Raw genomic sequence first — 25808 nt, forward strand, 5'->3', positions numbered from 1 at the left:
CAGCTAGAGTCGTTTGAGATTGAGGTTCGTTATTGTGTCGCGCGTTCTGCCGCGGCGTTTGCCCTCGTCGTGTCGGCAGCTTTCGGTTTCTCGATCTTCGGCGTCGCGCCGGCTAACGAGGAATGGGCCGCGAGCGCTCTGAGAACGGACTTAGCGGTGACCGTCCCGACGGGCGTTCCGTCGTTCTGAACCACGATCAAAGCGCGCTGCTCTTTCGCCAGCTCATCGAGATAGGGGACGATCAGATCGTCGGGCGCGAGCTTTACGAAGTCTTTCGACAGATGTTTCGTCCATTCCGAGATCGGCCTGTTCGCCAGTTCCACCGGCGGGCAGACGGCGTCCATAACTTGGCCAGCCGACAGCACCTTGAAGACATCGATGCCCCGCACGAAGTCCCTGACGTAGTCGCTGGCAGGGGAGAGCACGATATCGATCGGCTGGCCTTCCTGGACGACCTCTCCCTTGAGGAGAATAGCGATGCGGTCACCAATCGTCGCCGCTTCGTTTGGGTCGTGTGTCACAAAGACAATCGTCTTGTTCAGAGTGCTCTGAAGCCGAAGCAACTCCTGTTGCATCTCCTCGCGAATGAGCGGGTCGAGCGCGCTGAACGGCTCATCCATCAGCAGCACCGGCGTGTCCATCACCAGGGCACGCGCCAGGCCAACGCGCTGGCGCATGCCGCCGCTAAGGTTGGACGGCTTGCGGTCGCCCCATCCGCTGAGCCCTACGAGTTCGAGTGCCTTGCCTGCGCGCTCGCGTCGCTCCTTGCGTCCGACCCCCGCGACACGGAGCCCAAACGCAACATTATCGATGACCGACATGTGCGGCAGGAGCGCAAAATGTTGAAAGACCATTCCGATCGTGCTGGAGCGGATCTGGCGGAGCTCCTTTTTGCCGGCTTTCGTGACGTCCTGCCTATTGACCACGATCTGGCCGGCAGTGGGGTCGACAAGGCGGTTGATGCAGCGAAGAAGGGTCGACTTCCCGCTGCCTGAGAGACCCATTACGACGAAGATTTTCCCGGTCTCAATCGTCATGTTGATGTTGTTGAGCGCGACGAAACCGCTGCCTTCGTCGGGGCCGCAGGCGCCCGAACGCAGTCTGTCCAGTTTCACTTCGGGGTTGCCGCCATAAATCTTGTAGAGATCCTTGATCTCGACGGCCGGCTTTCGCGTGCTCATGCGAGGCTCCCGCGCATAATACAGGTGGTGATGCAGGCCCCCGCACTCTTGGGAGGATGCGTGCTTCGGGATCAGGCGAGCCACGGCTCGATAATGCCCTTGCCTTTCACTTCGCCGATCCACTTTGAGGCGGCGTCTTGAGGCTTCATCCCGCCGTCGATCCAGCCCATGATCTTGGCTTCTTCGTCATTCGGGATGTGGAACCTTGTCAAAAACGCCTGGGCCTTCGGGAAGTTGGATTCAAAGTCCTTGGACGTGACGTGGAAACAGTAGTAGGGCTCCGACATCATCGTCTTCTTGGGATCTTCGAGATACCTCATCTTGAATTTGCTCCACATCGGGAGCGGCTCCCAAGTGGTGACCACGATTGGTTCGTTCTTCGAGTAAGCCCGCTGGAAGGCCGCTTCCATGGCAGCTTCGCTGCCCGGGACCAGGTTGAGCTTGAGACCGTAAGCCTTCACCGTTGCATCCGCGGCCTGCATGAGGCCGGAGCCGGCGTCGATGCCGATGATGCCGCTTGGGAACTTGTCGGCGTGGTCGTTGAGCTCGGCGATGCTCTTGATGTCTACATAGTCCGGAACGGCAAGGCCCTGGGTCATCGGGCCTTCCGAAACGCCGACGACTTTGATGGAACCGGCGACTTTCTTTACATAGTCCGCCTGGCCGCCGTGATAGTCGCCTTTCAGCGGCCCCATCCCCTGCATATAGGAGTTCGAATAGAGGTCGGCCTTCCCGGTTTGAAGCGAGGCATAGATCACGCCCGGCTCCGCCTGCAGCGGCTGGACCTTGTAGCCGAAATTGTCCTCGATGAGCTTCGCGCCGACATAGGTGATGGCCAGCGCGTCGGACCATGCCGCGAAGGCATAGACCAGCGGCCGGGACGCGTCGGCCCTGGCGCCCGTCGTGAGGCCGCTCATGACAAGCGTGGCGGCGCCGCCGGCCTTCAGCAAGGTTCTGCGCGACGTGCTCGCGCTGAATACATTATTGACGAGATTTGGCCTTGCCATTCAAACCCTCCTGTCGCTACCCATCTGATGCCTAGATGAGTCCGAGATTGTCGTTTTTGTTCACCTCGCCTGATCCGGGAATGGCCGTTCTGTTCTTGCCCGCACCAAGCAAGAAACGTGCTACCACGGAACCGCGGGAGCCAGTCGACGCAAAAAAGTCGCCTCCCGATTGACTTTATTTCGCTCGCTTGCGGCAATGCATCATCGTCTCTGCCTGTCGGGATGCCTACGGTCTTGGCCGATTACGTCCAAGTTTCCGCGGTATCCGTAAGGCTGAGCTGCGACGTGGAAAGCTCCGCCGCTGCTCGGCCTGACCATCTCTCGAGTCCGGGTGAGCGAGCCGGCGGCGCAGCCCTTTAGTCAACACGCGCGTGAGACTTTTGCAGTAGGTCAAAGCTAAAAGCTCCGGCAATAGTTGAGTGCGGTCCGGTTTCGGTCGCGACATATTTGTCTGGAGGCCGGCATGACTGCTCAACTACAGCTCTCTCGTAGAGGCGGGCGGGAAGCGAGGCGGACGATCCGCACCGCGCCAAAGGTCGATATGTTGCCGACGCTCAAGCGCGGCCTGCCGGTGGTAGAGCCGATGGATGCCGAGCAGGTCGAACGCATTCACGAGGCTTCTCTCTCAATCCTGGAAGAAGTAGGCGTGGTATTTCGCGATCCGATCGCGATTGAGGACTGGAAGAGAGTCGGAGCGGACGTGCGCGCCGATGACCGCGTTCATCTCGACCGCGGCCTGGTCATGGAGCTCATCAAGACCATTCCCGCCAACGTCGAATATTTCGCGCGCGATCCGGCGAAGAATGTCGAACTCGGAGGCGACAAATCAATCTTCGTGCCGATGACAGGCGCGCCGTACATGCGCGATCTCGATGATGTGAGGCGTGGCCCGACGATCGCGGACCTTGGGACCTTCCACAAGCTTGCCCACATGATGCCGGCACTACATTCGTCGGCTCACCATATCGTCGAGCCGATGGACATTGTTGTCGCGCATCGGCACCTGCACATCACCTATTCGTCAATAAAGCATTCCGACAAGATTTTCATGGGCATGACCACTTCACCCAAGAATGCCGAGGACGTGCTCGACATGTGCGAGATTCTTTTCGGTGAAGGCTTCCTCGAGAATCATGCAGTCACCACCGGAAACTGCAATGGCAATTCGCCGCTGGTGTGGGACCAGGTCATGCTGGGCGGCATGCGTGCTTTCTGCCGGCGCAACCAGCCCGTCTTGTGCTCGCCCTTCGTTCTCGGCGGCGCGAACACGCCAGCCTCCACCGCGGCGGCAGTGGCGCAGCTCAATGCGGAAGCGCTTTCCGCACTTGCCTACACGCAGGTGGTCCGCGAGGGCTGCCCTGCGATTTATGGGCATTACCTATCGACCGTGTCGATGCAATCGGGAGCGCCGATGGCGGGAACGCCAGAGATTTCGCTCATGAATTTCATGATCGGCCAGATGGCTCGCCGCTATAACGTGCCCTGGCGCACTTCGAACTTGCTTGGCGGCGCCAAGATCTTCGATGCGCAAGCAGGCTATGAAAGTGCGATGACGATGATGGCCGTGCTGCTGTCAGGCGCAAACTACATTTGGCATTCTGCTGGCTGGAATGAAGCCGGCATGCACTGCTCGATCGCAAAATTCGTCGTCGACGCCGAAGTCTGCGCCATGGGCTATCGCATGACGCAAGGCATCCAGTGGGACGATTTCGATGAAGCCCTGGCTGCCATCCGCGATGTCGGGCCGGGCGGCCATTACTTTGGACATCCCCATACACAGGCCAACTTCGAGAAGGCCTTCTTTATTCCGAAACTCTTCGACAATAACTCGGTCGAGCAGTGGTACGCTGATGGCTCCAAGGACATCAAGCAGCGTGCCCTGGAGCATGCGCGCCGCCTTCTGGCCGAATATGAAGAACCAAAGCTCGACATCGCGAAGGACGAGGAATTGCGCGCGTATATCGATCGGCGCTCGCGGGAAATCCCCGCTGTCGACGCGCTCAACGAGGAATACTGAGCATCCTCATGCGCATTGACCAGATCAACGTCTATAAGGTGCAGCTACCCGTTAAAGGTGGCACCTACCGAATGGCCAGCGACGACGTAGACGCGCTTGACAGCACTATTGTCGAGATTGGGACCGATGACGGACTGACTGGCTGGGGCGAAACCTGCCCGGTCGGGCCGGTTTATCAGCCGCATCATGCACTCGGCGCACGCGCGGCCATTGCCGAAATCGCCCCAGGTCTTATGGATGCCGAGATTGCCTCGATTAGGCTTCTCGCCAAACGCATGGACGAGCGCTTGAACGGGCATGGCTATGCCAAGGCAGCGTTTGACATAGCCTTCCTTGACCTTCTCGGCCAGCGGCTTGGAGTGCCGGTCTCGACACTGCTGGGCGGTGCGCTTACCGACCGTGTTCCGGCCTACTATTCGCTCATTGTTGGTCCGCCTGACGAAACGGCCAGGATAGCCGCCGACAAGGTGAAGTCAGGTTATCCACGACTGCAGGTCAAAATCTCGGGGCGAAATCTCGAACAGGACGTGGCCTCGATTCACAAGGTATGGGAGGCGGTCGGCTACAAAGCTCGTATCGCAGTGGATGGCAACAGGGGCCTCACTGTCGCTGCCGCCATTCATCTTGACCGGCTCTGCCAGGCGATCCCATTCGTTTTCGAACAACCCTGCAACACTATGGATGAGATCGCCACCCTGAAGGGCAGGGTGACACATCCGGTATATTTGGACGAGAACACCGAAGATCAGAACGCGGTACTCAGGGCGATCTCCCTCGGCATCGCGGATGGCTTCGGCTTGAAGGTCACGCGTCTCGGCGGCCTCACCAAAATGGCGACAATCCGCGACGTTTGCGCCATCCGCTCGCTACCGCACAGCTGTGATGACGCATGGGGTGGCGACATAATCGCGGCGGCTTGCGTACACTTAGCTTCCACTGTGGAGCCGCGCCGTTTTGAGGGCGCCTGGATCGCGCAGGAATATATCGAAGGCCATTTCGACGCGAAGAATCCGATTGTCATCGAAAACGGTCACATCGCCGTACCGCAACTGCCCGGCCTCGGCATCAAACCGGAACCCGGCATGTTCGGTCCGCCAGTAGCCACGTACGGATCCTAGTGAACGCACCCGCCAACGTTAGAGCAATCACGTCGTTGGCCACGCCGAAGAAACCGGCGGCGGCCGATCGACCGTTTGACCTGGTGGTTCTGGTCTTACCCGGGTTCTCGCACCTGGCGCTTCACGCCTATATTGAACCCTTTCGCATCGCAAACACGGTGTCGAGCCTGCCGCTGTTCCGGTGGCGCATCGCGGGGCTTGACGCTCGGCCGATCGAGGGTGCCAACGGCCTTTCGGTTGCTGTTGATGTCACGATAGACGAACTGGTTTTCGGCTCCGACGATCGAAGACCGAACCAGCTCGTTATCGTAACGGGCGAACCGGTAGAACAGCAACTGACGCCTGAGCTCAACGGATTTCTGCGAACGATGGCGCGTCGCGCGGTGCCGATATCTGCGGTAGGGACAGCGACATGGCTGCTCGCTCGTACGGGGCTTCTGGCAGGTACACGCTGCACGATACACTGGTCGCGGCTCGCTGCTTTTACCGAAGTATTCAACCAACCCCGCATAAGCGATTCCCTGTTTGTCAAGGACGGCCAGTTTTCAACCTGCGCAGGAGAACTGGCAGCTTTTGACCTGGCCGTCGATCTGATCGGCAGCCATGCCGGCGGGTATATTGCACAGGAGGTCTGCCGCCACTCGACTGTCCAAGGTCAGCGCTCAGGATCAAACCGCCAGACCGGGCCGTCGGGTCTAGCCTTTGCGGGTGTCAGCGACAAGCTCCTGATGTCAATGCGGATCATGGAGGAAAATGTAGAGTTCCCGCTGACAATGGAGGAGGTCGCGCAACGGGCCGGAGTATCGCGACGCCAGCTGGAGCGCTTGTTCGCTTCCCATATCGGAGTTCCGCCAGTGCGTCACTATCTCCGCATTCGCACAGACCATGCGAAGCGCCTGATCGAAGGCACACGAATGCCCATCATTGACGTTGCCATGGCCTGCGGGTTTACGTCTGCTTCGCATTTCGCAAAGTGCTTCAGAGCCTTCAATCGAATGTCTCCGCAGCAGTGTCGAGCGATAGTGCCGCCTTGGGTTGGGCCCGGCTTAAGATGATAATTGGTGTTTGAATTTAGCGGAGAACAGCGCCCCCTCTATCCATGGCAAATGTTCGGTGTCGATCTGCCCAGCAAAAATCAGAAAGCGTTGCAACAATACGCCCGGATCTTTGGCCTCAAAGCGGCGACATGCGCCTACGCCGTTGTCCTCTTCTCTGTCGACCCAAGTTCACCGGGCGACCATTTGATTGAGGGCTTTTGATAACGCCCCGATGATGGTGGCGCAGAACGATCACGATTGTACCATGCAGGGGTGGCGAGGATTTCATTTCGCAAGAAGATCTCTCCGATTGCCTTATTGCGTTGGGAAGATGCTGTAGCTTCTCCGTGATGGCCGTTCGAACAGTCCAGCGCAGCTGCGGTTGGTGACGACTATGCGAAGATCACGCAGCGCCTTGTAGCATTCTAAAGCCGTCAGCTCTGCTTGCTAAGACCGGCCGCAGTTATGCGAGCCCGGCTTATGGCGGAGTCTCCAGGTCAGAACGGCGCGCAGCAGACGGACAAAGCGATTGAGCTAGGACAATGACGAAGAACATGCCGCCTCTCTTCGAGACATTTCTGGAAAAGTTGTCGGAGAGTGTCGATGAAACAGATTTCCGGGATGCCATGGCTGGGGCGGCCGCAGCACTTGATCTACTCACCTTTGCCTATCTGTCTTTGCCGTTGCAGTCTTGTGGCGAGCCCAAGCTGATCTCAAATTATCCACCTCCCTGGACCGCGCACTATCTGCAAAACCAGTATCAGAAAGTCGATCCCGTCATTATACGTGCGCGGTGTGGCGGCTCCCCGTTTCAATGGCCGGGGGCGGATTTGCGTTGCATTGAGATGTTGCCGGCTCAAGAGAAGCTATTCGATGAGGCGGCCCAGTTCAGCATCCGGTGCGGTTTGACAATCCCGATTATCGATCGCAGAGGCTGTGTTGCAGCTATGACCTTTGCCGCTGATAAGCCCAATTCCGCCTCCCTGCGCGTTGCTGGGCCATACGAACAGGCGCTCCAACTCATGGCGACATGTTTTCACATTTATGCTCGTCGAAAGCTGTCCGGCAATCGAACAGTGGACGGCGTTCCGTTGACACCTCGTGAATATGAATGCCTTCAATGGGCCGCGCGCGGCAAGTCGTCTTGGGCTGTCGGCTGCATCTTGGGCATCAAGCCGCGTACCGTCGATTTCCACCTCGACAATGCGAAGAAGAAGCTCGGCGTGCACACCAAGGATCAGGCCGTAGCCCTGCTGGCCTCATCACGATCTTCAATTCTCTGAGAAGCTGAGCATGAGCAAAGGCTGTTTTCGGCTGGCCATTCGCCTCCAATGCAAGGTCCTCTAGACGCATCATGATGCACTTATTGCGGCTGGTTGGTACTGACTTGGCAACGAATTACATGCACCCTCTACGATACCGCGTTTTCAAGGGGAGGCCCCACGGATGTGCGGACGAATGTCGGGCGGGGCGACCATGTTTTGCGATACTGTTTGTGCTGTTGGAAAGAAAGACGGCGCCCAAGGAACCGAGCGTCTGGGAAAGCACCGCCGTGCGCTCGATGTTACGTGATCCACCCCCGAAGCGAGCGGGTAGCGTTCTGTTGGTTTACGAGCTCTTCACAGCTATGATCGAGTTCGGCCCGTCCCGCTGTGCCGGCCCAATTGTCACCGTCACCCATCTGTCCATGGAGCGCATGCTTCGCCGCGCCGGCCGCGCGGATCGGAGAACCCACACAAAAACCCGCGGCGTGGCCGCATATCAACGGCTCCAACGAGACGGTGGATGCCGTTCGGCTATGGCGGGTTCATGAGCCGGCGATGTGATGTCGGGCGTCGTGATCCTGGCGGGCCCGGGCCATGAACTGGGCAGAAGGCAGCGCCGCCGGCCGGCCGGACCGGTGGAAGGCTACCACACCATCGTCGCGTCGCGCGTCGACCTAGCGCGTTGAGCCGATTCTGTCTCGCGGACTCTCTCAGGCGCGATGGGGCTGTATTCTGGTGTCCACGCCCCGACCGACATCTCCAATCCCCGAGTTCGAGGAGTGGTGCTCAATCGTACGTCGCCATATGGACACTATCGATCTGCCCGCCTGGCAGTTGAGACACCGGCTGCGGGCCTTTAAGTGTATATCATCTTTTTAGCTACGCCCGGATGACTGCCAGATCCTTGTGTCCACCGCAAGCGCGTGGCCGTCGCCTCTGCCTCGTCCTCCAGGCCCTCGGCGGTTCGCCTGCCGGGGGTGGAACGGGAAATGGGTAGTGTGCTGAGAGTTCTGCAAATTCGCTGAGAGGGGGGCGGTCATGGCAGGCTGGTGATTGTTCACGTCACCTGATTCCCGCGAAGGAACGCCACCATGACCAAGACTGAAGTTAAGACCGCCAGCGCTGCCGTCAAAGACGTTTTGCTTTCGAACCCGGATGGATTGCACGAAGTGCTCCGTGCGGTGATGCAGGAGGTGCTTGAGGCCGAGATGGACGAGGCGCTGGGTGCCTCGAAGAGCGAGCGCACGCCCGAACGGCTTGGCTATCGCTCGGGCTATTACGGCCGCACCCTTGTGACGCGGGTCGGCAAGCTCGCTCTGCGCCAAGCCGCATGACCAGCATATGGCCGCCCCATTTTGCAGAATTTGACGCACACAACCGGGAAATGCCGAAACCCTGATCGGCGAGCCACGGGTTCAGGCCGGCCGGTGAGCATCCTGCCGACTCTGTGTGGAGGCGTTCGCCGCGCCATCCAGGACATGGAGCGCACGGTGCAATTGTTCAGCCGGCGAACAATTCCTTGTAGCCAGTAGTGACCATCCAGTTCGCACGGTCGAGATGGCTACGAAGAGCCTTCCTGGCGCGCTCCGGTTCGCGTGCTGGATCGATGCCGAGGATGACGTGGGCCATCTCTTCTTCGCTCGCATCATCGGCGGAGGCGTCTAGGAGCCGCATATAAGTCGTGAAATGCGATTTATCGTAGACCGTGAGGCTGTCCGACCAGTGCACTTCGTGGGCAATTGGCGTGTTCGACTTAGGCTGTAACATCGCTGGTTATACCTCCGGAAAACGGCCTCCGCGAAGCCCTCCGCCAGCGGATTTAGATGCTCAATGTGGATTACATATTATAGTTGATAAACTCAAGCTGCGTAATCCGCTGGCTGTCGTGCATGGATATGCGCAGGTTAGTCGGACGTAATGTGCAGAGCATCAGGCTAAGGAAGCGTCTGACGCAGGAGCAGCTTGCCGAGATTTCCGGGTTCAGCCAGCAGTACATCAGCGGCTTAGAGAAAGGCCGAAGAAATCCGACGATCATCACGATCTATGAACTGGCATTGGCTCTCGGCGTCAGCCACACGGATCTGGTTCGGCCCGACAAACAGACCTGACCCACCCGACTTTCAAGTAATTGCTACGGGCCCGCGTGCGTGACATCGCGGAACCGCGCCGGTCTTCTTCGCAGGCCCAGCCATCTTGTCCCGTTCGGCTTCGCGCCCCTGGCGCCGGGCAGCCTATCGGTGACGCCGACCTCCGAATAACGGCTTCTTCAAGTCTCCCGACAATCGGCTGTTATGCGCTGGATGAAGATTTGCATAAAGTTGATCAGGAAACGTTCCTCAGGTTCGGACGTTGTCCCCGCCCGAGGGGTTACACCCAACCCTCTAATGTTCCACGCCGACTCCGCCCGTGGAGAGTCGGCGTGGAAAGGGCGCCTGAGACGCCCTTTCATCTCAGATCGGCTGTCAGCACCTTTGCGTCGCCCATCAGAAGCGGTAGGTGACACCTGCGCCTATCAGCCAGGGATCAAGGTCCGCCTTCCCGGTCTGCCTCGCGCCGTCGACGGTGACGTCGAAGTCTGGCTTGAGGAACAGCTTCTTCACGTCGAAGTTAACACCCCAGTGCTGATCCACCATGTAGTCGAATCCGACCTGCAGCGCCGTGCCGAAGGTGTTCTCAACATTGAGAGCATCGGCGCTGCCGGCATCCTGGTCATAGAAGATCGTGTAGTTCACGCCGGCGCCTACATAGGGCTTGAACGCGCCGAAATCGGTAAAATGATACTGCAATGTGAGCGTGGGCGGCAGCAGCCAGACCTTGCCGATATTGCCCAGCGCGCCAATCGCTCCTTGGCCCTCGATGTTGGCGTAGGTGGTGCCGAGGATAAGCTCGGCGGCGATGTTGTCCGTGAAGAAATAGGAGATATCGAGTTCCGGCGTCAACGTGTCCGAATAGGAAAGACCAGAGCCGGGCACCGCCTTGACGTGACCCGAATCCTCAGTGATGACCCCCAACCCACGCAGCCGGATCTGCCAAGGGCTTGGCGCTTCCGTGACAAAAGCTCCTGCCTTCGGGACGGTAGCAGCTTGCGCAAGGTCCGCCGCAACGGCCTGCTGTCCCATCACGATGAGGACAACGGCCGCTGTTACTCCCCGCGCGGCCCGCATTTTGTTTCTCGCCATGATATTGTCTCCTTGCTCTTCAGAAATAATGCACTGAACTACGAAAAGTCTTGCTCGAATTGCGTGATATTGGCGGAGCGCTCATGCGCAGTGTCCGTGGGACCGCGCACACACATTTGCGCCGTGCTCGCAATCATCCACCTGTACTCACTTAGAAGTAAGCGGGATAACCAGAGGCCTGCAGCTTTGCGACCATCTTACGCGCGTGGCCTGGGTGGGCGCGTTCGGCTCGCTTCGTGGTGGCGAGCAGGATCTGCGTAGGCGGCAATGGTGGTCCCGGCCCCACAGCGAGGGCGGATTTCTGGCCGTCTTGCCAGAATTGTAGAGGTACTGACCGCGCCGCATGAACACGGGAATCTTGTCGGGACGGTCGAAGATCGCTGTCAGCGCGTCTTGGTCACGATTGAACTGTGTTCCACCGAACTGCCCCAGGGTCCTGGCCTGGCTGGCGGCCCAGGCAATTGTCTGTTCTCCTTCCACATCTTCGAGCCAAAGATAGGGATCATCGTGCGGGGCATTCAGCGTTGGTTGGAAATCGAATACGGTCATGTCCGGATAACGTGAAGTATGGTGTCGACTGGAAAATAACCGCAACGTCCTGTCGGCTCGGAAAGGCCCGTTTTCGCAGCTGCGACTGCATGTTCGGCGGGCTCGATCATGATATGATTTCTCCTCAGTCCTTGCCGCAGCGCGTTTGCGGATAGTCTTGCACGTGTCGTGCCAAACGAGGAAATCATTTCACAACAATGCCATGGCTCTGACTGCCGTGTGCCTCATGTCGACTTTGTCGCAGACCCGACAACGAGTGCAGCCGTGACCGCCCTGATAGAATCTCCTATGCGAGCTCGTGGGCACTGCGGAATAGCAGTGAAGCTCACCGCGAACTGGCCGAGCTTCGGACCGACATCGGCGACGGGGCGATTGACGACCACGACGTTGCCGGTGTCGGGCACGGCACGGCCTGAGGAGCTCCGCGGCAGCGATCATCGAATGCCTGCGTTTACGAGGGCTCCCATTCCTGGCCGACCGGTAGGCGCGCAAAAGACTGCTGCCTCATCCCTCCGCCTGGATTGAGCCGCAGGGATGGAATGGCGTCGTGCTTTGGACCGGCAGAATAACCAATTCTGTTCCGGCTATCTGTACAGAGATTCATTGATGCGCTTAGGCCGGGCATCCGCCCATCCGCGACCATCTGAGCATGAGCATCGATCCTTCACCAGGAAAGAGAATTGCTTCCCATGAGAGAGGCCTCGCGGCGGACATGAGTTTGCGTCACTCTTCGTGATCGCGGCCTCCGAGGATGTCGGGATCGAGCCAGTGCAACGGCACGATAGGGCGAAGGATCTGGCAGCTCTTGCAACTGCTGAGCTCGATGGACACGGCATATCGTGATCTGTCCGACAGAGACGCAGGGTTCTGCACTGTCCGTTCATGAAGACCGTGCTGGTCCCCATAAGATAGAAGTATTCTGATGCAGAGGGTGCCCGATTAGCTATTCGGAAAACTATTTTATCCGAAGTGCAAATCGGGCGCCGCCCTGAAGCGTCCCCCCTCAATGTCGGATTTCCGACAGGATCGCAAATCCGCCAACCCATTGTTTGATATGGGTTTCCTTCTCTGGCACGGCCTATGCACGGGATTCTGCGAATGCATCAGCGAGAGGTCGTCCATGATCATGCGCACCGAAAATGCCGTCGCCGCAGTGAAAACCGCGCTCTCGCCTGCCATCAAGCCGCCGAAAGGCCGGCGCGTCATGGTCGAGGCGGGCGATTGCGCCGGCTTCAAACACCTTAATGGACCTGGAAAGCGTCTCGCGTGACGGCGACGCGGGCATCCAGACGAACGGAAAGACATACGTCGTTGCCCCACGTCGCCGGCCTGACCCCTCGATTTCACCGCGCTGGAATGCTCCGGTCTACATTCGACGACGCGAACGCGCTGGACAAATTCTCGCAAACCCGGTCGGGACCGGGGCTCGAAAACGTCCGCGAGGGGCCCAATGGCTATGGGCGATACTCGCCGCGAACAAGCCGCCTACTGGGAAGACTCTATAGGAGGAAAGCAAGTGGAGTTATCTTGCGTTGGGGTCGGTGCTGGGCCGTCTAATTTGAGCCTTGCGTGTCAGATACACGAGCAAGTTGGGCGAGGGGGACTGTTCCTGGATCGGCAGGTCGACTTCCGCTGGCATCCAGGCATCGCATTCGATTCCTCGGAGCTCCAGGTCAGCCACTTCAAGGACCTGGTCACGCTGGTGAATCCGCGGTCAGCCTACACTTTCGTAAACTTCCTGCACGAGAACGGGCGTCTGTATCACTTCCTGAACGCACAGTTCGAGGCTGTGTTCAGAGCTGAGTTTGAGCAGTACCTGAACTGGGCCTTCCACAGGAACCCACTTGTCCGTGGCGGCGAGACCGTGCACGAAATCCGCTTTGACGGCGAGTTTCGGGTGCGGACGGATAAGGCGGTTCTCGGCGCCAGAGACGTCGTGGTCGGCATTGGCAAGCAGGCGCAAATTCCGCCTCAGTTTCAGGGCTGGACTGGACGCAACCTGTTCCACTCATCGGTTTTACTGCACATCCACCCTGAGGTGCGGAGAAAGCATGTCTGCGTGGTCGGCGGAGGCCAGTCGGGAGCCGAGGTGATGTTGCACCTGGTCGGCCTGCCGAACGAACGGCGGCCTGCCTCGATCACTTGGGTCTCGCAGCGCGAAAACTATCTGCCTCTGGACAACAGCCCGTTCACAAACGAGTTGTTCATGCCCTGCTTTTCGGATCACTTCGCGGCGATGAGCGAGTCGCAGCGTAAGCTGCTCCTGCGGCGTTTCGTGCTTGCTTCGGACGGCATTTCGGAAAGCACGTTGCGGGCGATCTATCAGGCGCTGTACCGCCATGCATTTTTCGAGCCAAACCGATGCGACATCACACTGCGGCCGGGCTGCACCGTCTCGCACTGCATCAACGCCGGACCGGGTCACAGGCTGACCCTGCAGCATGGCATGGACGAGGTCGAAGAAGTCACGGCTGACATCGTCATCCTGGCCACCGGTTACGAGAACGCGGTCCCAAGCTTGCTGGAACCGATCATGGGCCGCTTGGAGCAGATCGACAGTGAATTAGCTATTCGCGAGGATTTTTCGGTGAGCTGGGACGGACCGTGTGACAGACGCATCTTCGTACAAAATGCGAGCCTCGGGCAGCGCGGCCTGGCCGATCCGAACCTAAGCCTGCTGGCCTGGCGCGCGCGCCGCATCCTCGATAGCCTTCTTGGGCGCGCGCCATGCGCGAACCCCGAGCATCCTGGCTTCATCAGCCATACGTCGATCGAGAGTTGGCCCGCCCCCGTAGCCGAAGAAATGGGCAGCGGGATATGACTCGTAAACTTCTGATCATCGGCGGTGGCATCCTGGGAATGATTTCCGCCTCCGCTGCGAAGGCCGGAGGCTTCTCCGAAATCATCGTGACCGACCAAGTTCTTGGACCAAGCGGCGCATCGCATTATTCTGGGGCGTGCATTTCCTCTACCGTTGTCAAGGCCGTACCAGGTCGCGCACTCGAAAGAGCGCCGTGGTCTTGGGGGCCATGGCTGGGTCGGCGGTCAGCGGATGGTGCCGGCCTTTAGCGATGCGTGTCGTGGCTGGACCGGGTGAAGCGGTTGATCCGGCCCAGTTTACCGAAGCCCTGGACCCGGCCGAGCATGACATAGGCAGTCTCGCGCCGAGCTTCACCGGACAAAATCCGTCGGAGCGGAACGCACTTAGCATCGCCGTCCCACATGCGTGGGCGTCTCCGTGGACCGCAACTAGCCAGCGCCCGACTGCGCTAATTGGGGTCCGACCAACCAGTCTTTCCAACAGGAGGCTTTTCGCATGTTGACTGATACACAAAGAGACAAGTGGCAGAAAGACGGATACGTCAGGCTCGAAAGCTTCTTTGCGCCAGCGGCTCAGGAAGATATCTCTAATTTTGTCGAAGATGTGTCACGCTGGGATGTCAGCGATGATAAATGGCTCATGTGGTTCGAGAAGACGACGGACAATCGAAAGATCATATCCAAGATCGAGAATTTTCTCGACTTCCATGATCCATTGCTTCGTTTGCTCTTAGAAGATCAGCGCATAATGTCAGCAGTCGATGATTTGCTTGGAGAAGATTCGCGCAGGCTCAAGGAGTTGCTGATTTTCCACTACCCCGACAGCGGCGGCTATCTCCCGCATCAGGACATTTATCACATTCCACACAAACTCCCCGACCGGATGGTCCATGCCGTGGTTGCCATAGGCATCGACGACTCCGACCCGGAAAACGGCGGGCTTTTCTTCAGCCCCGGCAACCACAAAAAGGGGGTCTTTCCCATGGATGCCGGTGGGGTGATCTATCCTCAACTCGCCGAAACCTTCTCCTGGGAACCCGTAGTATGGAAGGCTGGCGACATCTTCATCTTCGACGATTACGCACCGCACTACTCACGACCGAACAAAAGCAATCGTTCTCGGCGGACACTCTACTTGGTGTTCCAGCGTGCCTCAACCGGTGGGCCGACCCGCGCTGAATATAACGTGCTTAAGCGCGCCCTTAACCCGCCCGAGGGCAAAGTGGCCGATCTCGACAATCTCAAGCCCCCAAATGGGATCTTCTATCGCGATTGAGCTCACGCAGCCAGGCGGAGGCATGCACACGAAACTGATCGACCGCTCAAAAAATGCGCGGACGATATGGCGGTCTGATTTGCGAGCTCGCGGAGCATCGGACGCTTTGGCACGTGGATTGTGGAGGTGGTCGCTTGGTCGCCCGCCTCCCGGCCCAGAGCTGCACTATCCTGGCCGGGCCGCCAACGGTCAGACTGCCGTTTCTCTCCATGAAGTGCACTTGAGGCTGTTCGTTGGCAGCCGAAGGTCCGTCCCACTCTTCAACAGCTTAGGTTCGTTGTCATGCGCAAATACACGTTTTCTCGAACGGAGCTGTCGCGAGCGTTCGGTATCGACACGGCCACGCTTGGAACGGGCAGCGCTCGCACGGGGTTTTCGTTCGGAAAGGTTGGACCCGGGGTCACATCCGAGCCCCATCGGCACGACGAAATCGAGGCCTTCGTGGTCCTGTCCGGTGCGGGCAAGGTCACCACCGACCTTGGGGAAATCTCGGTCGAGGCCGGCGACGTCGTTCTGTTCCATCCTTTTGAAGCGCATGTGCTGCGCAACGACGGGAACAAAGACCTGGATTTCGTCGATGTCTACTGGCGAGACGGCGAGGCCGCTCTTGATGCCGCTGCAAAGACCAGGGCTCCACGCGGGCCGACCTTCGTCTTCTCCGCGCCGCCAACGCCAAATGGCGATCTGCATCTGGGGCATCTTTCTGGCCCCTATTTCGGCGCCGACGTCTATACCCGCTTCCTGCGCATGAAAGGAGTCGAGGCGTATCACCTGACCGGAAGCGACGATCACCAGAGCTACGTCGCGACACGCGCCGCTACCGATCAATGGACGCCTGCAAACGTGGCGCGCTACTACTCCGACGAGATTCGCGCCACGCTTGCAGTTCTCGATTGTGACGTCCACAGTTTCCAAGCCACAATGGGCGATGACGGTTACCGCGAATTTCAAGCCGCGTGTTTCCGAACTCTTCTGAGCAGCACGGCGGTAGATCTGCGCCAGAGCCCTGCGCTTTTCGATGCTGTGACAGGCCACTATCTTTATGAGCCGGATGTTAGAGGCCTCTGCCCCGATTGCGGCGGCTCCGCCGCCGGCAACATCTGCGAGGAATGCGGCGCCCCAAACCTTTGCCACGACCTGGGTGCAGCGCGGTCACGGCAGTCTGCCGAAGCGCCTCTGGTCGGCTCCCTCCGCCGTCCGGAACTTGTCCTGGACCGCTGCTACGACAATATCGACCGGCATCTAAGGGCATCAGGCGTTCCGCTACGCATCTTGGATCTCTTCGCGCGCCTACGCCAACGCGGCGAATTTTCATTACCCATTACCCACCCCTCGGACTGGGGCCTGCCGGCCGAGGGGTTCCCGGGGCAAGTGATCTGGGTGTGGCCGGAGATGGCATTCGGTTTTCTGTACAACATCCAGGCGCTCGGCCGCTCGATGGGTCGCGACTGGAAGGCGGAGATGCCCGGCAACGACTGGCAGATTGTCCATTTCTTCGGCTTCGACAATTCGTTCTACCACGCGCTACTCTACCCCGCTCTTTACGCCGAGGTCTTCTCCCACTGGACCCCACGCATTCGCTATCACGTCAACGAGTTCTACCTGCTCGACGGCAGGAAGTTCTCAACCAGCTGCCGCCATGCGGTCTGGGGCAAGGACGTTCTGAGCCCAAAGACAGTCGACGTCGTGCGCCTCCATTTGGGCCTGACACGCCCGGAAGGGGAGCGGACGGATTTCACGCTGGACGCGCTGCGCCGCACCGAGAACGAGGTGTTCCAAAGCATCTGGCTGAACTGGCTTGGGGCGTTGAACCAGGAAATCAAGCACGATTTTGCCGGCCGTGTACCCGATGCAGGCGACTGGAGCCCGGTCGACCGCGCCTTCTTTGCTCGCATAGAGATCTATCGCGCTGCGATGGAGCGGGCATATTCGGACGAAGGCTTCTCGGTCCGGCGCGCGGCCACTCAGGTCTGCGAATTCGTGCGCGATTGCGTGATCTACCGTGGGGCGCAAGACTTTGCGGCGGCGCGACGTTTCTATCCCGCCCGCAATCGGACTTCGCTAGCCCTTCAGACGACGGCTGGTGCGATCCTGGCACCGACACTCGCTCCGTTAATGCCCCGGTTCGCCAGAACGCTGGCGCGAGGCATCGATGGCGTCTCAACCGAAACATGGCCCCGGTCCGTCCAGCGCCTTGCACCCGGGACGCGCTTTGATCTCAGACCCGTGTTGGTGTTCTACGCCAAGTCCGGCAATCCTCATCTCGATGAGGAGGAAGCACTATGAGCCCAAAGGTGCACCAGTGAGCTGTCCCAATCTCGACCAGATTTGCGCGGCAACCAAAGCCGACCATGCCAAATATGCTGTCACTGGGGCGACCGAAGCCGCTATCAAACAGTAGAGACCAGATTAGCGGACCTGAACCAGCGCGTCGTCGACAACCCTGGCCCGCGCCTTCGAGGACCGCTCGGCCGCCGAAATGCAGACGCTTGTCGCGGGAGAGATAGATCCCTAAATTATTAGGGTACTCCTCGGGATTGCGTGTTTGCTCGGGTATGGACCGCCCTAATTGAGGAGCGATTCTACAATTCACATGTTTGGGAATCGCTCGCTAGGTACCCCGCCTGTGCAAGCCGATGCTTCAGATGCCGCCCATGCAGAGATATTTCATTTCGAGGTAATCCTCGAGCCCATGGCGGGATCCCTCCCGCCCGATGCCGGACTGTTTTATCCCACCGAACGGCGCCGCTTCCGAAGACATCCGGCCGGTATTTACCCCCACCATTCCGTATTCCAAGGCCTCGGCGACACGCCAGACACGCTTCAGGTTGGAGGCATAAAAATAGGCCGCGAGGCCGTAGATCGTTTCATTGGCATCACGCACGACCTGATCCGCATCTTTGAAGCGAATAATCGGTGCGAGCGGCCCGAATGTCTCTTCGCGCGCGACGGTCATCTCGCTGGTGACACCGGTCAGGACCGTTGGTTGGAAAAACGTGCCATTCGTGCCGATGCGTTTGCCCCCGCATCGAATCGCGCCGCCTTTAGCTACGGCATCGGCAATATGGGATTCAATCTTGGCCAAAGCCTTCTTGTCGATGAGGGGTCCTATGTCCACTCCGCGCGCAAAACCGTCACCAACTTGAAGTTGGCGAGCCCGTTCAACGAATTTCTCGACGAACTCGTCGTGAACGCCCAACTGGACGTAAAGGCGGTTCGCTGAAACGCAGGTCTGGCCGGCATTGCGGTACTTCGCCTGGATCGCACCGTCAACCGCGGCATCGATATCGGCGTCATCGAAGACGATGAAAGGTGCATTGCCGCCGAGCTCTAGGCTGACTTTTTTGATCTGGGCCGAGCACTGGCGCATGAGTAGGCGCCCGATCTCAGTAGACCCGGTGAAGCTGATCTTGCGGACCTTGGGATTTGTGCAAAGTTCGCGGCCGACCGCGTCAGCTTCGGATGCGTAGATCAGGTTGACGACGCCTTCGGGAAAGCCTGCCTGATGGGCGAGGGCGAACATTGCTCCAGCCACGAGCGGCGTCTGTTCAGCGGGCTTGAGGACGATCGTGCAGCCCGCCGCCAAGGCTGGGGAGATTTTGCGCGCCACCATCGAGGCCGGGAAATTCCATGGCGTTATCGTGCCGACGACCCCGATGGGCTGCTTGATCACCAACATTCGGCGGTCGGCCGATGGTGCGGAGATCGTCTCGCCATAGACCCGATTTGCCTCCTCGGCATACCATTGCAGATACGCCGCAGCATGCGATATCTCCGATTTGGCTTCCGCAAGCGGCTTGCCCATCTCCGCAGTGAGAATTGCAGCGAGATCGTCGGCGTGGTCGATGATCAACTGATGCCATCGCCATAGAACGTCGCTGCGCTCACGTGCGGTAAACCCTGCCCATCCAGGCTGCGCGACATAGGCCTTGTCGATCGCAGCGCATGTCTCCTCGACACCCATATCGGGTAGCTCTGCCAGCACTTCGCCGGTCGACGGGTTGAGAACCTCAAATGTCCGCTCGCCCATCCGCGTGCCAAGTGCCGGCAGGCGATCGATGGGTCCAAACAGGTCAGGGGATCGCAGGTGATGGATCATCGGCGGGCACAGGGGCAATACCGGATTCCTCCTCAACGCAGCAGGTGTATATAGTCGGTGGGGTGTGTATTCCGGACGTAAAGGTTCCTTAGAGGGCCTCAGCCATACAGCTAGCAGACCACGGTACCCAAGTGGGAGGAAGAATATCTGAATTCGCTACAAGACGGCTAGCGGTTCTACTAGTCGGGCTCGACGGTCGGTTGCGCGGTGGCAGGTCCGGCCCGCGCGCAACCTTTCCATAGGTCTTCGCTGCCAGCGCCTTCACCGTCTCAGGCTCTGCGTCGCCGGCCACCACCAGCACGGCGTTGCTCGGTATCCGTTGGAGATCGTGAATGCGTCGGTGGCGTTCAGCTTCTCCATCTCCTGCCTCCAGCCGTTGGCCGGAATGCGGTAGGGCTGATTGGCCGCAACGTCGCGTTGACCTTCCCGTCCAGCAGTTCGTCTCTGTGCGGCAACGGCGCTCCTTCAGGATCGCGTTTCGCTCGCTCTCGATCATGGTCGTTTAGCGGCCTCGAAGCCGGTGGCGGCCAGAGCCGGAGCGGTCGTCGCCAGGGCCAGGGCGGTGGCAGTGAATGCCTTGCGCAGCCAGGGGCGATCGATGGCTCCGGTTGGAAAGGCAAGTTTCGAGGCAGTGATTTGTTCCTCATTTTCCTGAACGGGCTGCGTCTTCGATCCCCGTGGGAGGATCGGCGGGCAGGCCGAGCCAGATGATCATGCGGCCAAGGCTCACTCGAGCCTCATCTTGGGATGAGCCCAGGAGACCGGCGGCGGTGTTCTTGGGGGGATGGTCATTGGAGAGACTTTCCTTGATCCGCGACGCCTTGCGGACGACCATGCATGCACCGTGCCAGATCAGAAAACATTCGAGGCATGTGGACAAGTCAGTCTGACATGTTGTGCATCCGACATTGTGGGCCATCGAACAGGGCTGAGGGCGACGCGAGCACGGCTGAGAATATCTTCTTCATTGGAAGACGATTGGGCGCGCTGCTGGGGAAGGGGGGACAGGATGCGCTTCGAAGGCCGCTGCACCGACGGTCAGAATTGAAATGTTGTCGCTCCAGCGGACCGATGTCCTCGACAGTCAGACCGGGGGTGCTGAAGGGTAGAGGCGTGAGCAGCGTAGCTAAGTGGGCGCGGACCCAGCTCGCGCGCGAAGACGGACCTGAAAAAAAACGGCGGGTGGCGACATTCGCGAGGCGCTGGAAAACGAGGTCGTAGGACTGGGCGGGAAAAACGATGCCGTTGCTCTCTTCTGGCGTGATGGCCTGCCGCGAGGCCGTTGAACGTGATGAGTTGCTGCGGAAGGGGAGTGTTTTCGCGGGACCTTGGTCAACGTAAGAAACAAACGTCGAGCTCGCCTTGGATGGGGGCATGCAGCACATTTGCCGCTGCAGGAAAGCAGCACGGAAGCTGTCCGCGCTTGCCGTCGTCCCTGGGAACCAAACAGCAGAATTTAGCGGTCGCGATTGATTTCATGCCCGCCTGGTGCGCTCGGCTGCAAATGCATGCCTGGCGGAGTGGTCGCTTAGGTCAAGAGCATCGCGTGAGTAACAGCCTGACCTTGCTCAATCTGATGCGCGCTAACCGCCTCGCCGGATTGTGGAACTGCTCGCGGGTGGCTTCTACCACAAACAGCAAGGTCATGAAATCAAGCAGGAAGTCGTCAATCGCTTGGGCGATTGTTTCTGACTTGCCCTTGAACTGGTCCAGCAAAACGCGCGCGCTATCGATCGCTTCCACGCTGGTCGCATCGATCAACCCCTCGACCCTCTTGAAACATTCCAACTCGAAACTCCTTAAGGCGCTCCCAAGGTGTTATGCACGAAGGCAGCTCCGTGAACTACCCGGCCTTTGACCTGGCGGCACGAGCAGCGGTCGGCCTTACGTCCCGCGCCTCCAAACACGAGCCATCGACGTGGCGCTGAGGAGCGTTGGAAGAAATTGGGCGCTTCCGGCCACGCTCGAGCGGTAGTGTAGGACAGTGCTTGCTGGCGGCTACGCCCACAATGGAGTGCGCCAGCTGATCGGGGCTTAACAATTTTTCGCTTTTTGCTGCGCCCAACTCTCGGCTATGACTCGGACAGGCTTAATGGCCTGCCCACGTGCATTGTAGAAGAAGGAACAAGTATATGACGACTGGAACGGTAAAGTGGTTCAACAGCACCAAGGGGTTTGGATTTATCCAGCCCGACAATGGCGGTCCGGATGTTTTCGTCCACATTTCCGCTGTCGAACGCGCGGGCCTCTCGACCCTCGCTGACGGCCAGAAGATCAACTATGAGATCGAGCAGGATCGCCGCACTGGCAAGTCCTCCGCTGGCAGCCTCAGCAAAGGTGGTTGAAATTTTCTCCTGCGTCCTGGCAAGAGTAGGCACGTAGGTCCTCATGGCCGCTCGATGGGACCGAGCAAAAACTGAGGCCAGCATATTGCTGCAGGCGTCGCGAATTCCTCATGAAACAAAGTTGTTTAAAAGGAAGGCGGGGTTCGCCCCGCCTTTTTATATGACGCGCAGATTAAGCCGATGGATGCAACGCTCCAGAACGAATCTCGATTGCCGAAATCAAGCCGCGACCTTCTTGCGGGTTCGCTTCGTTGGCACCGGCGCTTCCGGCTCTTTCGGCGCTTTCGGTTTGCGGCCGAGCCCCATCGTTTTGGCCAATGACGAACGCTTCGCGGCGTAGTTCGGCGCCACCATGGGATAATCCACCGGCAGGCCCCATTTGGCCCGATATTCACCCGGCGTCAGCCCATAGTGGGTCGACAGATGGCGCTTTAAAGATTTGAATTTCTTCCCGTCTTCAAGGGAGATGATGTAGTCCGGTGTCACCGACTTCCTGATCGGGACTGCAGGCGTAAGGGCAACCGGCTCTTGTGCAGAGATACCTCCGGCCGTCGCTCTCAGAGCCGCATGCACTTGGCCGATGAGGGCAGGGAGATCCCCCACCGGGATCGGATTGTTGGACACGTAGGCCGACACGACGTCGGCGGCAAGCTCAATGAGGGTGTCGACGTTTTTTCCGGCTTCTTCTGTCATGAAACTCTCCAGGCGGTGAAACATAGTCAGCGAAGCGTCGCTTCATAGGGCCGGTTGCCGCTGAAAGCAACAATGTCTCTGACTGCGTTATTGCCAATGCTCGTCCAGAAGCGACATCGATGCGCCACATTTCGCGGCGTGACCGCTGAGCCACTCGTTGTTGGCGACCCTGCCGAGGTGCGTGGCGCGTGCCGCTCTAACTTAGCGCCGAAGGTGCTAGTAGCCTCGAGGCTAAGCGCGCTGTTTTTGTCTCGCTTTGCTTCTTTGGACTGTGAAATCGAGCGATAGTGATCGCTTGATGGTGGGCGTCAGGGACGATGGAACAAACGTTCATTGGCAATGGCCAAAGATGTAAGTTCATCGCCGGTGAGCCGCTCTGCAAGGGGGGCTGGGAACCGCCGCTGATAAACCAAGGACATCAATGTATTTCGAGGCGTTTCTTAGCCTGTCCTGGAGAGACGGCGATGGCTGCGGATGACACCTGTTCCACGATATCAAACAGCGCGGCGACACGGGCAGCTTCTCGATTCTGGAGCGGCTTCTCGCACGCCGGCGCCGCGCCGAGAGGCCGGGCGAGGACAGTGAGTCGCCCTGCTTCAACCATAAGCATCAACCAGCCAGCGACGCGTCCTCATACGGAATCCCTTGACCGGCCGCGTGATCTCGCGGGTAGTCGCCGCGGCCCTCTGGATCAAGCCTCGGGATGTGCTGACGATCAACCAGGCCAGAAAGGTCGACGTCCTAAAGCAGGGAGTTTGCCACTATGCGCAGGCTTGCCATGCTCTTCCTCGGCATTTTGCGGGGCCTGTGAGTTGGGCAAGCTCGACACTTCGGTCGACTTGGCGTCAGCTCCGGGCTCCTCGCTATCACGCGTTTCGGTCTGGTCCTACGCCGTAACGTTGACGCCGTTCGCGATGCCATTGAACTGCCGTGGAAAAACGGCCAGGCGGAAGGGCTGATCAACCGCCTGAAGACGATCAAACGTACCATTAGGCAGAGCGGCTGCGAACTCCTTAGGCACGCATGCTGCCACTCAGCCGGCCCGATCACCACACGAAGCGAGGAAGAACCTGGTCAAGTGCAAAGCGACAATTGCCTCGACAGCAGGTCCCGGAAGGTTTATGCTGCCCGATGTTACCGCAATCCTGAATGGCGATTGAGTACCTTCACGAGTGAAGGGAGTGGAACTGCTTTGTCGGCCAAATTGTTGACGGAACGCCCGGCGCCCATTGTTGCTACATGTCTAGATTCTTGGGGCGTTTTGGATGATGCAATCCACCACCTCACTCCAAAGGGCAGTGGAATCTGGAACAATGTCGCTTTTGTACGCACGACATCCTTCGTGCCCGATTGGCATATTGTCTTTAACTCTGCTTCTCTTTTTGGGCTCCCTGTTGATATCGAGGCGAGCCCAAACAGGACAATATTTGCAATCGGCGAACCGCCGACGAAAGCTCATCGTGCATTTCATGAAGGGCAGGGGAAAAATACTATCGTCCTGACGTCTGACGCAGAGCTGGTTGCTCGGCAGAATGCAGCTCGCCGATTCGTTTTGTCTCCACCGATCACTCGGTCTTGGTCTGTAAACAAGACATATGACCAACTTCTGGTCAGCGAAGTCATGGATAAGCCACTTCGGCTCTCATGGATTACCAGTAACATCGCCCTGCTTAAAGGACATCGGTATCGGCTGGCGTTTCTGGAACGGCTAAGAAAGGAGCTCGATTTTGACCTGTTCGGCCGAGGTTTTCGGCTGATTGGAGATAAATGGAACGCGCTCGCACCTTATCGTTACAGTATAGCGTTCGAGAATACTCGTGCTGATTACTATTTTACAGAGAAGCTAATGGACTGCTTCGTCGCTGAAACAATGCCGATCTATTACGGCAGCCCGGCAATCACGAGGTTCTTCCCTTCGGACTCTATGGTTCTGATTGACCCAGAGGACAAGCACGTAATCCAAAAAATTCAAGAAATCATCAACTCAGACCTCTGGAAGGAACGTCGCGGCGCAATAAGAGAGGCGAAGCGGCTAGTTCTCGAGAAATACAATACGTTTGCTTATCTCGCGGGCTTCATCGAAAGCGTTCAGGATAAACCCTTACCGCCAGAAATTATACACATCGAATCGCCTGAAGTTGATTTTGCAACAGACGAATGAATTAATCCAACGCTCGCTTCGCGTGCCCGGCGGTTGGTGGTCTGGCGAGATCGGTGCGGAACGGTCGGCGGAGAATGCCTGCTGCGCAGACGGGCCGGCACGGGCGCACAAGGTCATGCGCCCCGGCTGCCGCTGATCAGACGAACTGGGGAAGGCCAGGAACGGAATTGAGGACCTCGTCCACGAGTTCGTCGCCGGCATGTTCCTTGGCGCAGGCGATCGTCTCGTTGGCAAGGGCGGCGATCTTTGCCATGCTGAGACCCTCACCCATCAATTGCTGCCCGAGCCCCATAAGGCCGCCACCCTCTGGGTCGTCGCCATGATACTTCGCTACTAATTCCAAAGCTCCCGGAATGGCCTCGATCATGCGCGCGCCGGGACCGTCGGCCGCGTGGCTCCGCAGGAACCCCAGCATTAACCCAACGGCCTTCTCTGCGAGAGCCGGGCCGATGCCGGCACCAGTGGCGATGCGCGGTAAGATTTCTTCCATGCAGGGTCTCTCTCTCTTTGATTAGGTTTACAAGGGGCCGGTCCGGCGCCCCGCGCCCTTGGCCGAACCACAGTTGAACTCCACAAAATAGGCCAGCGGAAGTGCTATTGCGCCTAAAAGCGCCTCTGTCAACGCAAGCTGCGTCGGAAGTGCGTGTTTCGCAAACCGAAGATCATTCCAATTCACTTCATTACGCATTGGCAACCGCACAGTTTGCGGTGGCTCCCCGCGCCCGTCAAATGATGACGGCAACATGGTCATCGCCTAGGATCTGTGAATCAAGGTGTGAGGCAGTTACAGCGGGTGGACCTGCTCAAGCGCCGCGCCGTCCTCGCGTGATGGGATGTTCGTAGAAGCGGAGCTATATGCCGGTGTGACGATCGATAAAGGCAGAACGGCTATTCCGATACGACATCCATACTGTCGTATAGACCGTCGCTGCTTAGGTATTGAAACCGCCATCGCTGGTGACATCACAATGTGCAGTCGGCGGGTGTCGACAAGGCCGATTACGCAATCAGCAGGTCAGGAGGAACGAATGAACCCTGACGTTTCAGAAGCTCACTTTTCG

General features: G+C 58.7%; 24 protein-coding genes and 1 pseudogene. 14 read left to right on the top strand and 11 right to left on the bottom strand.

Going from position 1 to position 25808, the window contains the following annotated elements; translation table 11 throughout:
- Window positions 1–29 precede the first annotated feature (29 nt).
- Together NLY44_RS28380 and NLY44_RS28385 are read right to left on the bottom strand one after the other, a co-directional pair.
- On the bottom strand, window positions 30–1265 hold the full coding sequence (locus NLY44_RS28380) for a quaternary amine ABC transporter ATP-binding protein (protein ID WP_245263901.1): 1236 nt from the start codon (window positions 1263–1265) through the stop codon (window positions 30–32).
- On the bottom strand, window positions 1253–2188 hold the full coding sequence (locus tag NLY44_RS28385) for a glycine betaine ABC transporter substrate-binding protein (RefSeq protein WP_023806919.1): 936 nt from the start codon (window positions 2186–2188) through the stop codon (window positions 1253–1255). The genes NLY44_RS28380 and NLY44_RS28385 overlap by 13 nt, the downstream gene beginning before the upstream one ends.
- A gap of 463 nt (window positions 2189–2651) precedes the next feature.
- On the opposite strand from NLY44_RS28385, the gene NLY44_RS28390 reads away from it, so the two are divergent.
- The 7 genes and pseudogenes from NLY44_RS28390 to NLY44_RS28415 all read left to right on the top strand — a co-directional run.
- Window positions 2652–4205: a trimethylamine methyltransferase family protein gene (locus tag NLY44_RS28390; protein WP_023812659.1), complete on the top strand. Its 1554-nt coding sequence runs from the start codon at window positions 2652–2654 to the stop codon at window positions 4203–4205.
- Window positions 4206–4213: 8 nt separating this feature from the next.
- Complete coding sequence (locus tag NLY44_RS28395; protein WP_023806921.1) at window positions 4214–5323, top strand: mandelate racemase/muconate lactonizing enzyme family protein; 1110 nt, start codon at window positions 4214–4216, stop codon at window positions 5321–5323.
- Window positions 5324–5358: 35 nt separating this feature from the next.
- Window positions 5359–6378: a GlxA family transcriptional regulator gene (locus tag NLY44_RS28400; RefSeq protein ID WP_156941081.1), complete on the top strand. Its 1020-nt coding sequence runs from the start codon at window positions 5359–5361 to the stop codon at window positions 6376–6378.
- 6 nt (window positions 6379–6384) lie between these two features.
- Complete coding sequence (locus NLY44_RS28405) at window positions 6385–6582, top strand: hypothetical protein (RefSeq protein WP_156941082.1); 198 nt, start codon at window positions 6385–6387, stop codon at window positions 6580–6582.
- Between the two features lie 332 nt (window positions 6583–6914).
- Window positions 6915–7643: a helix-turn-helix transcriptional regulator gene (locus tag NLY44_RS28410; RefSeq protein WP_031356282.1), complete on the top strand. Its 729-nt coding sequence runs from the start codon at window positions 6915–6917 to the stop codon at window positions 7641–7643.
- 119 nt (window positions 7644–7762) lie between these two features.
- The gene (locus NLY44_RS33080; RefSeq protein WP_353654470.1) at window positions 7763–8173 is read left to right on the top strand and encodes an acyl-homoserine-lactone synthase; all 411 of its coding nucleotides are present in this window, start codon (window positions 7763–7765) and stop codon (window positions 8171–8173) included.
- Window positions 8174–8716: 543 nt separating this feature from the next.
- Window positions 8717–8947: pseudogene (locus NLY44_RS28415) on the top strand (transposase); the annotation flags it as partial.
- A 178-nt stretch (window positions 8948–9125) separates the two neighbouring features.
- Here the strand turns inward: NLY44_RS28415 and NLY44_RS28420 are convergent.
- Entirely contained in the window at window positions 9126–9392 is a 267-nt protein-coding gene (locus NLY44_RS28420) for a DNA -binding domain-containing protein (protein ID WP_023806927.1), read from the bottom strand.
- A 122-nt stretch (window positions 9393–9514) separates the two neighbouring features.
- On the opposite strand from NLY44_RS28420, the gene NLY44_RS28425 reads away from it, so the two are divergent.
- Window positions 9515–9733, top strand: coding sequence for a helix-turn-helix transcriptional regulator (locus NLY44_RS28425; protein ID WP_023690571.1), 219 nt, complete (start codon window positions 9515–9517; stop codon window positions 9731–9733).
- A gap of 375 nt (window positions 9734–10108) precedes the next feature.
- Here the strand turns inward: NLY44_RS28425 and NLY44_RS28430 are convergent, their stop codons facing one another.
- Both NLY44_RS28430 and NLY44_RS28435 read right to left on the bottom strand, forming a co-directional pair.
- Window positions 10109–10804: an OmpW/AlkL family protein gene (locus tag NLY44_RS28430; RefSeq protein WP_286456126.1), complete on the bottom strand. Its 696-nt coding sequence runs from the start codon at window positions 10802–10804 to the stop codon at window positions 10109–10111.
- 147 nt (window positions 10805–10951) lie between these two features.
- The gene (locus tag NLY44_RS28435; RefSeq protein ID WP_245263902.1) at window positions 10952–11353 is read right to left on the bottom strand and encodes a hypothetical protein; all 402 of its coding nucleotides are present in this window, start codon (window positions 11351–11353) and stop codon (window positions 10952–10954) included.
- Between the two features lie 1120 nt (window positions 11354–12473).
- Between NLY44_RS28435 and NLY44_RS28440 the strand changes: the two genes are divergently transcribed.
- The 4 genes from NLY44_RS28440 to NLY44_RS28455 all read left to right on the top strand — a co-directional run bounded on the left by NLY44_RS28440 (window position 12474) and on the right by NLY44_RS28455 (window position 17735).
- Window positions 12474–12623: an iron-sulfur cluster assembly accessory protein gene (locus NLY44_RS28440; protein ID WP_156941084.1), complete on the top strand. Its 150-nt coding sequence runs from the start codon at window positions 12474–12476 to the stop codon at window positions 12621–12623.
- A gap of 180 nt (window positions 12624–12803) precedes the next feature.
- On the top strand, window positions 12804–14174 hold the full coding sequence (locus NLY44_RS28445) for a lysine N(6)-hydroxylase/L-ornithine N(5)-oxygenase family protein (protein WP_286456129.1): 1371 nt from the start codon (window positions 12804–12806) through the stop codon (window positions 14172–14174).
- A 495-nt stretch (window positions 14175–14669) separates the two neighbouring features.
- Window positions 14670–15449 carry a phytanoyl-CoA dioxygenase family protein gene (locus NLY44_RS28450; protein ID WP_023806984.1) on the top strand — a complete coding sequence of 260 codons (780 nt, stop codon included), beginning with the start codon at window positions 14670–14672 and terminating at the stop codon, window positions 15447–15449.
- 282 nt (window positions 15450–15731) lie between these two features.
- Window positions 15732–17735, top strand: a complete 2004-nt coding sequence (locus NLY44_RS28455; RefSeq protein WP_023806985.1) for a class I tRNA ligase family protein — start codon at window positions 15732–15734, stop codon at window positions 17733–17735.
- A 355-nt stretch (window positions 17736–18090) separates the two neighbouring features.
- On the opposite strand, the gene NLY44_RS28460 is transcribed toward NLY44_RS28455, so the two are convergent.
- From NLY44_RS28460 to NLY44_RS28470, 4 genes are all read right to left on the bottom strand, one after another.
- Window positions 18091–19548, bottom strand: a complete 1458-nt coding sequence (locus NLY44_RS28460; protein ID WP_198029030.1) for an NAD-dependent succinate-semialdehyde dehydrogenase — start codon at window positions 19546–19548, stop codon at window positions 18091–18093.
- Between the two features lie 88 nt (window positions 19549–19636).
- Entirely contained in the window at window positions 19637–20044 is a 408-nt protein-coding gene (locus NLY44_RS33085) for an insulinase family protein (protein ID WP_348524407.1), read from the bottom strand.
- A 147-nt stretch (window positions 20045–20191) separates the two neighbouring features.
- Window positions 20192–20383, bottom strand: coding sequence for a hypothetical protein (locus NLY44_RS28465; protein WP_023806987.1), 192 nt, complete (start codon window positions 20381–20383; stop codon window positions 20192–20194).
- A gap of 698 nt (window positions 20384–21081) precedes the next feature.
- Window positions 21082–21309: a hypothetical protein gene (locus NLY44_RS28470; RefSeq protein ID WP_245260682.1), complete on the bottom strand. Its 228-nt coding sequence runs from the start codon at window positions 21307–21309 to the stop codon at window positions 21082–21084.
- A 371-nt stretch (window positions 21310–21680) separates the two neighbouring features.
- Here NLY44_RS28470 and NLY44_RS28475 point away from each other — a divergent pair, with 371 nt between their 5' ends.
- Window positions 21681–21893, top strand: coding sequence for a cold-shock protein (locus NLY44_RS28475; protein WP_023806989.1), 213 nt, complete (start codon window positions 21681–21683; stop codon window positions 21891–21893).
- A 219-nt stretch (window positions 21894–22112) separates the two neighbouring features.
- On the opposite strand, the gene NLY44_RS28480 is transcribed toward NLY44_RS28475, so the two are convergent.
- Window positions 22113–22586 (bottom strand): Ros/MucR family transcriptional regulator, encoded by a 474-nt coding sequence (locus NLY44_RS28480; protein ID WP_023702968.1) that lies wholly within the window; start codon window positions 22584–22586, stop codon window positions 22113–22115.
- Window positions 22587–23742: 1156 nt separating this feature from the next.
- On the opposite strand from NLY44_RS28480, the gene NLY44_RS28490 reads away from it, so the two are divergent.
- Window positions 23743–24747, top strand: a complete 1005-nt coding sequence (locus tag NLY44_RS28490; RefSeq protein ID WP_156941088.1) for a glycosyltransferase family 10 domain-containing protein — start codon at window positions 23743–23745, stop codon at window positions 24745–24747.
- 136 nt (window positions 24748–24883) lie between these two features.
- Here NLY44_RS28490 and NLY44_RS28495 read toward each other — a convergent pair whose 3' ends face one another.
- Window positions 24884–25237, bottom strand: coding sequence for a hypothetical protein (locus NLY44_RS28495; protein WP_023806992.1), 354 nt, complete (start codon window positions 25235–25237; stop codon window positions 24884–24886).
- Window positions 25238–25808: the final 571 nt, after the last annotated feature.

Source organism: Mesorhizobium sp. C089B, assembly GCF_030323125.1.
In the GTDB taxonomy this organism is placed as follows: domain Bacteria; phylum Pseudomonadota; class Alphaproteobacteria; order Rhizobiales; family Rhizobiaceae; genus Mesorhizobium.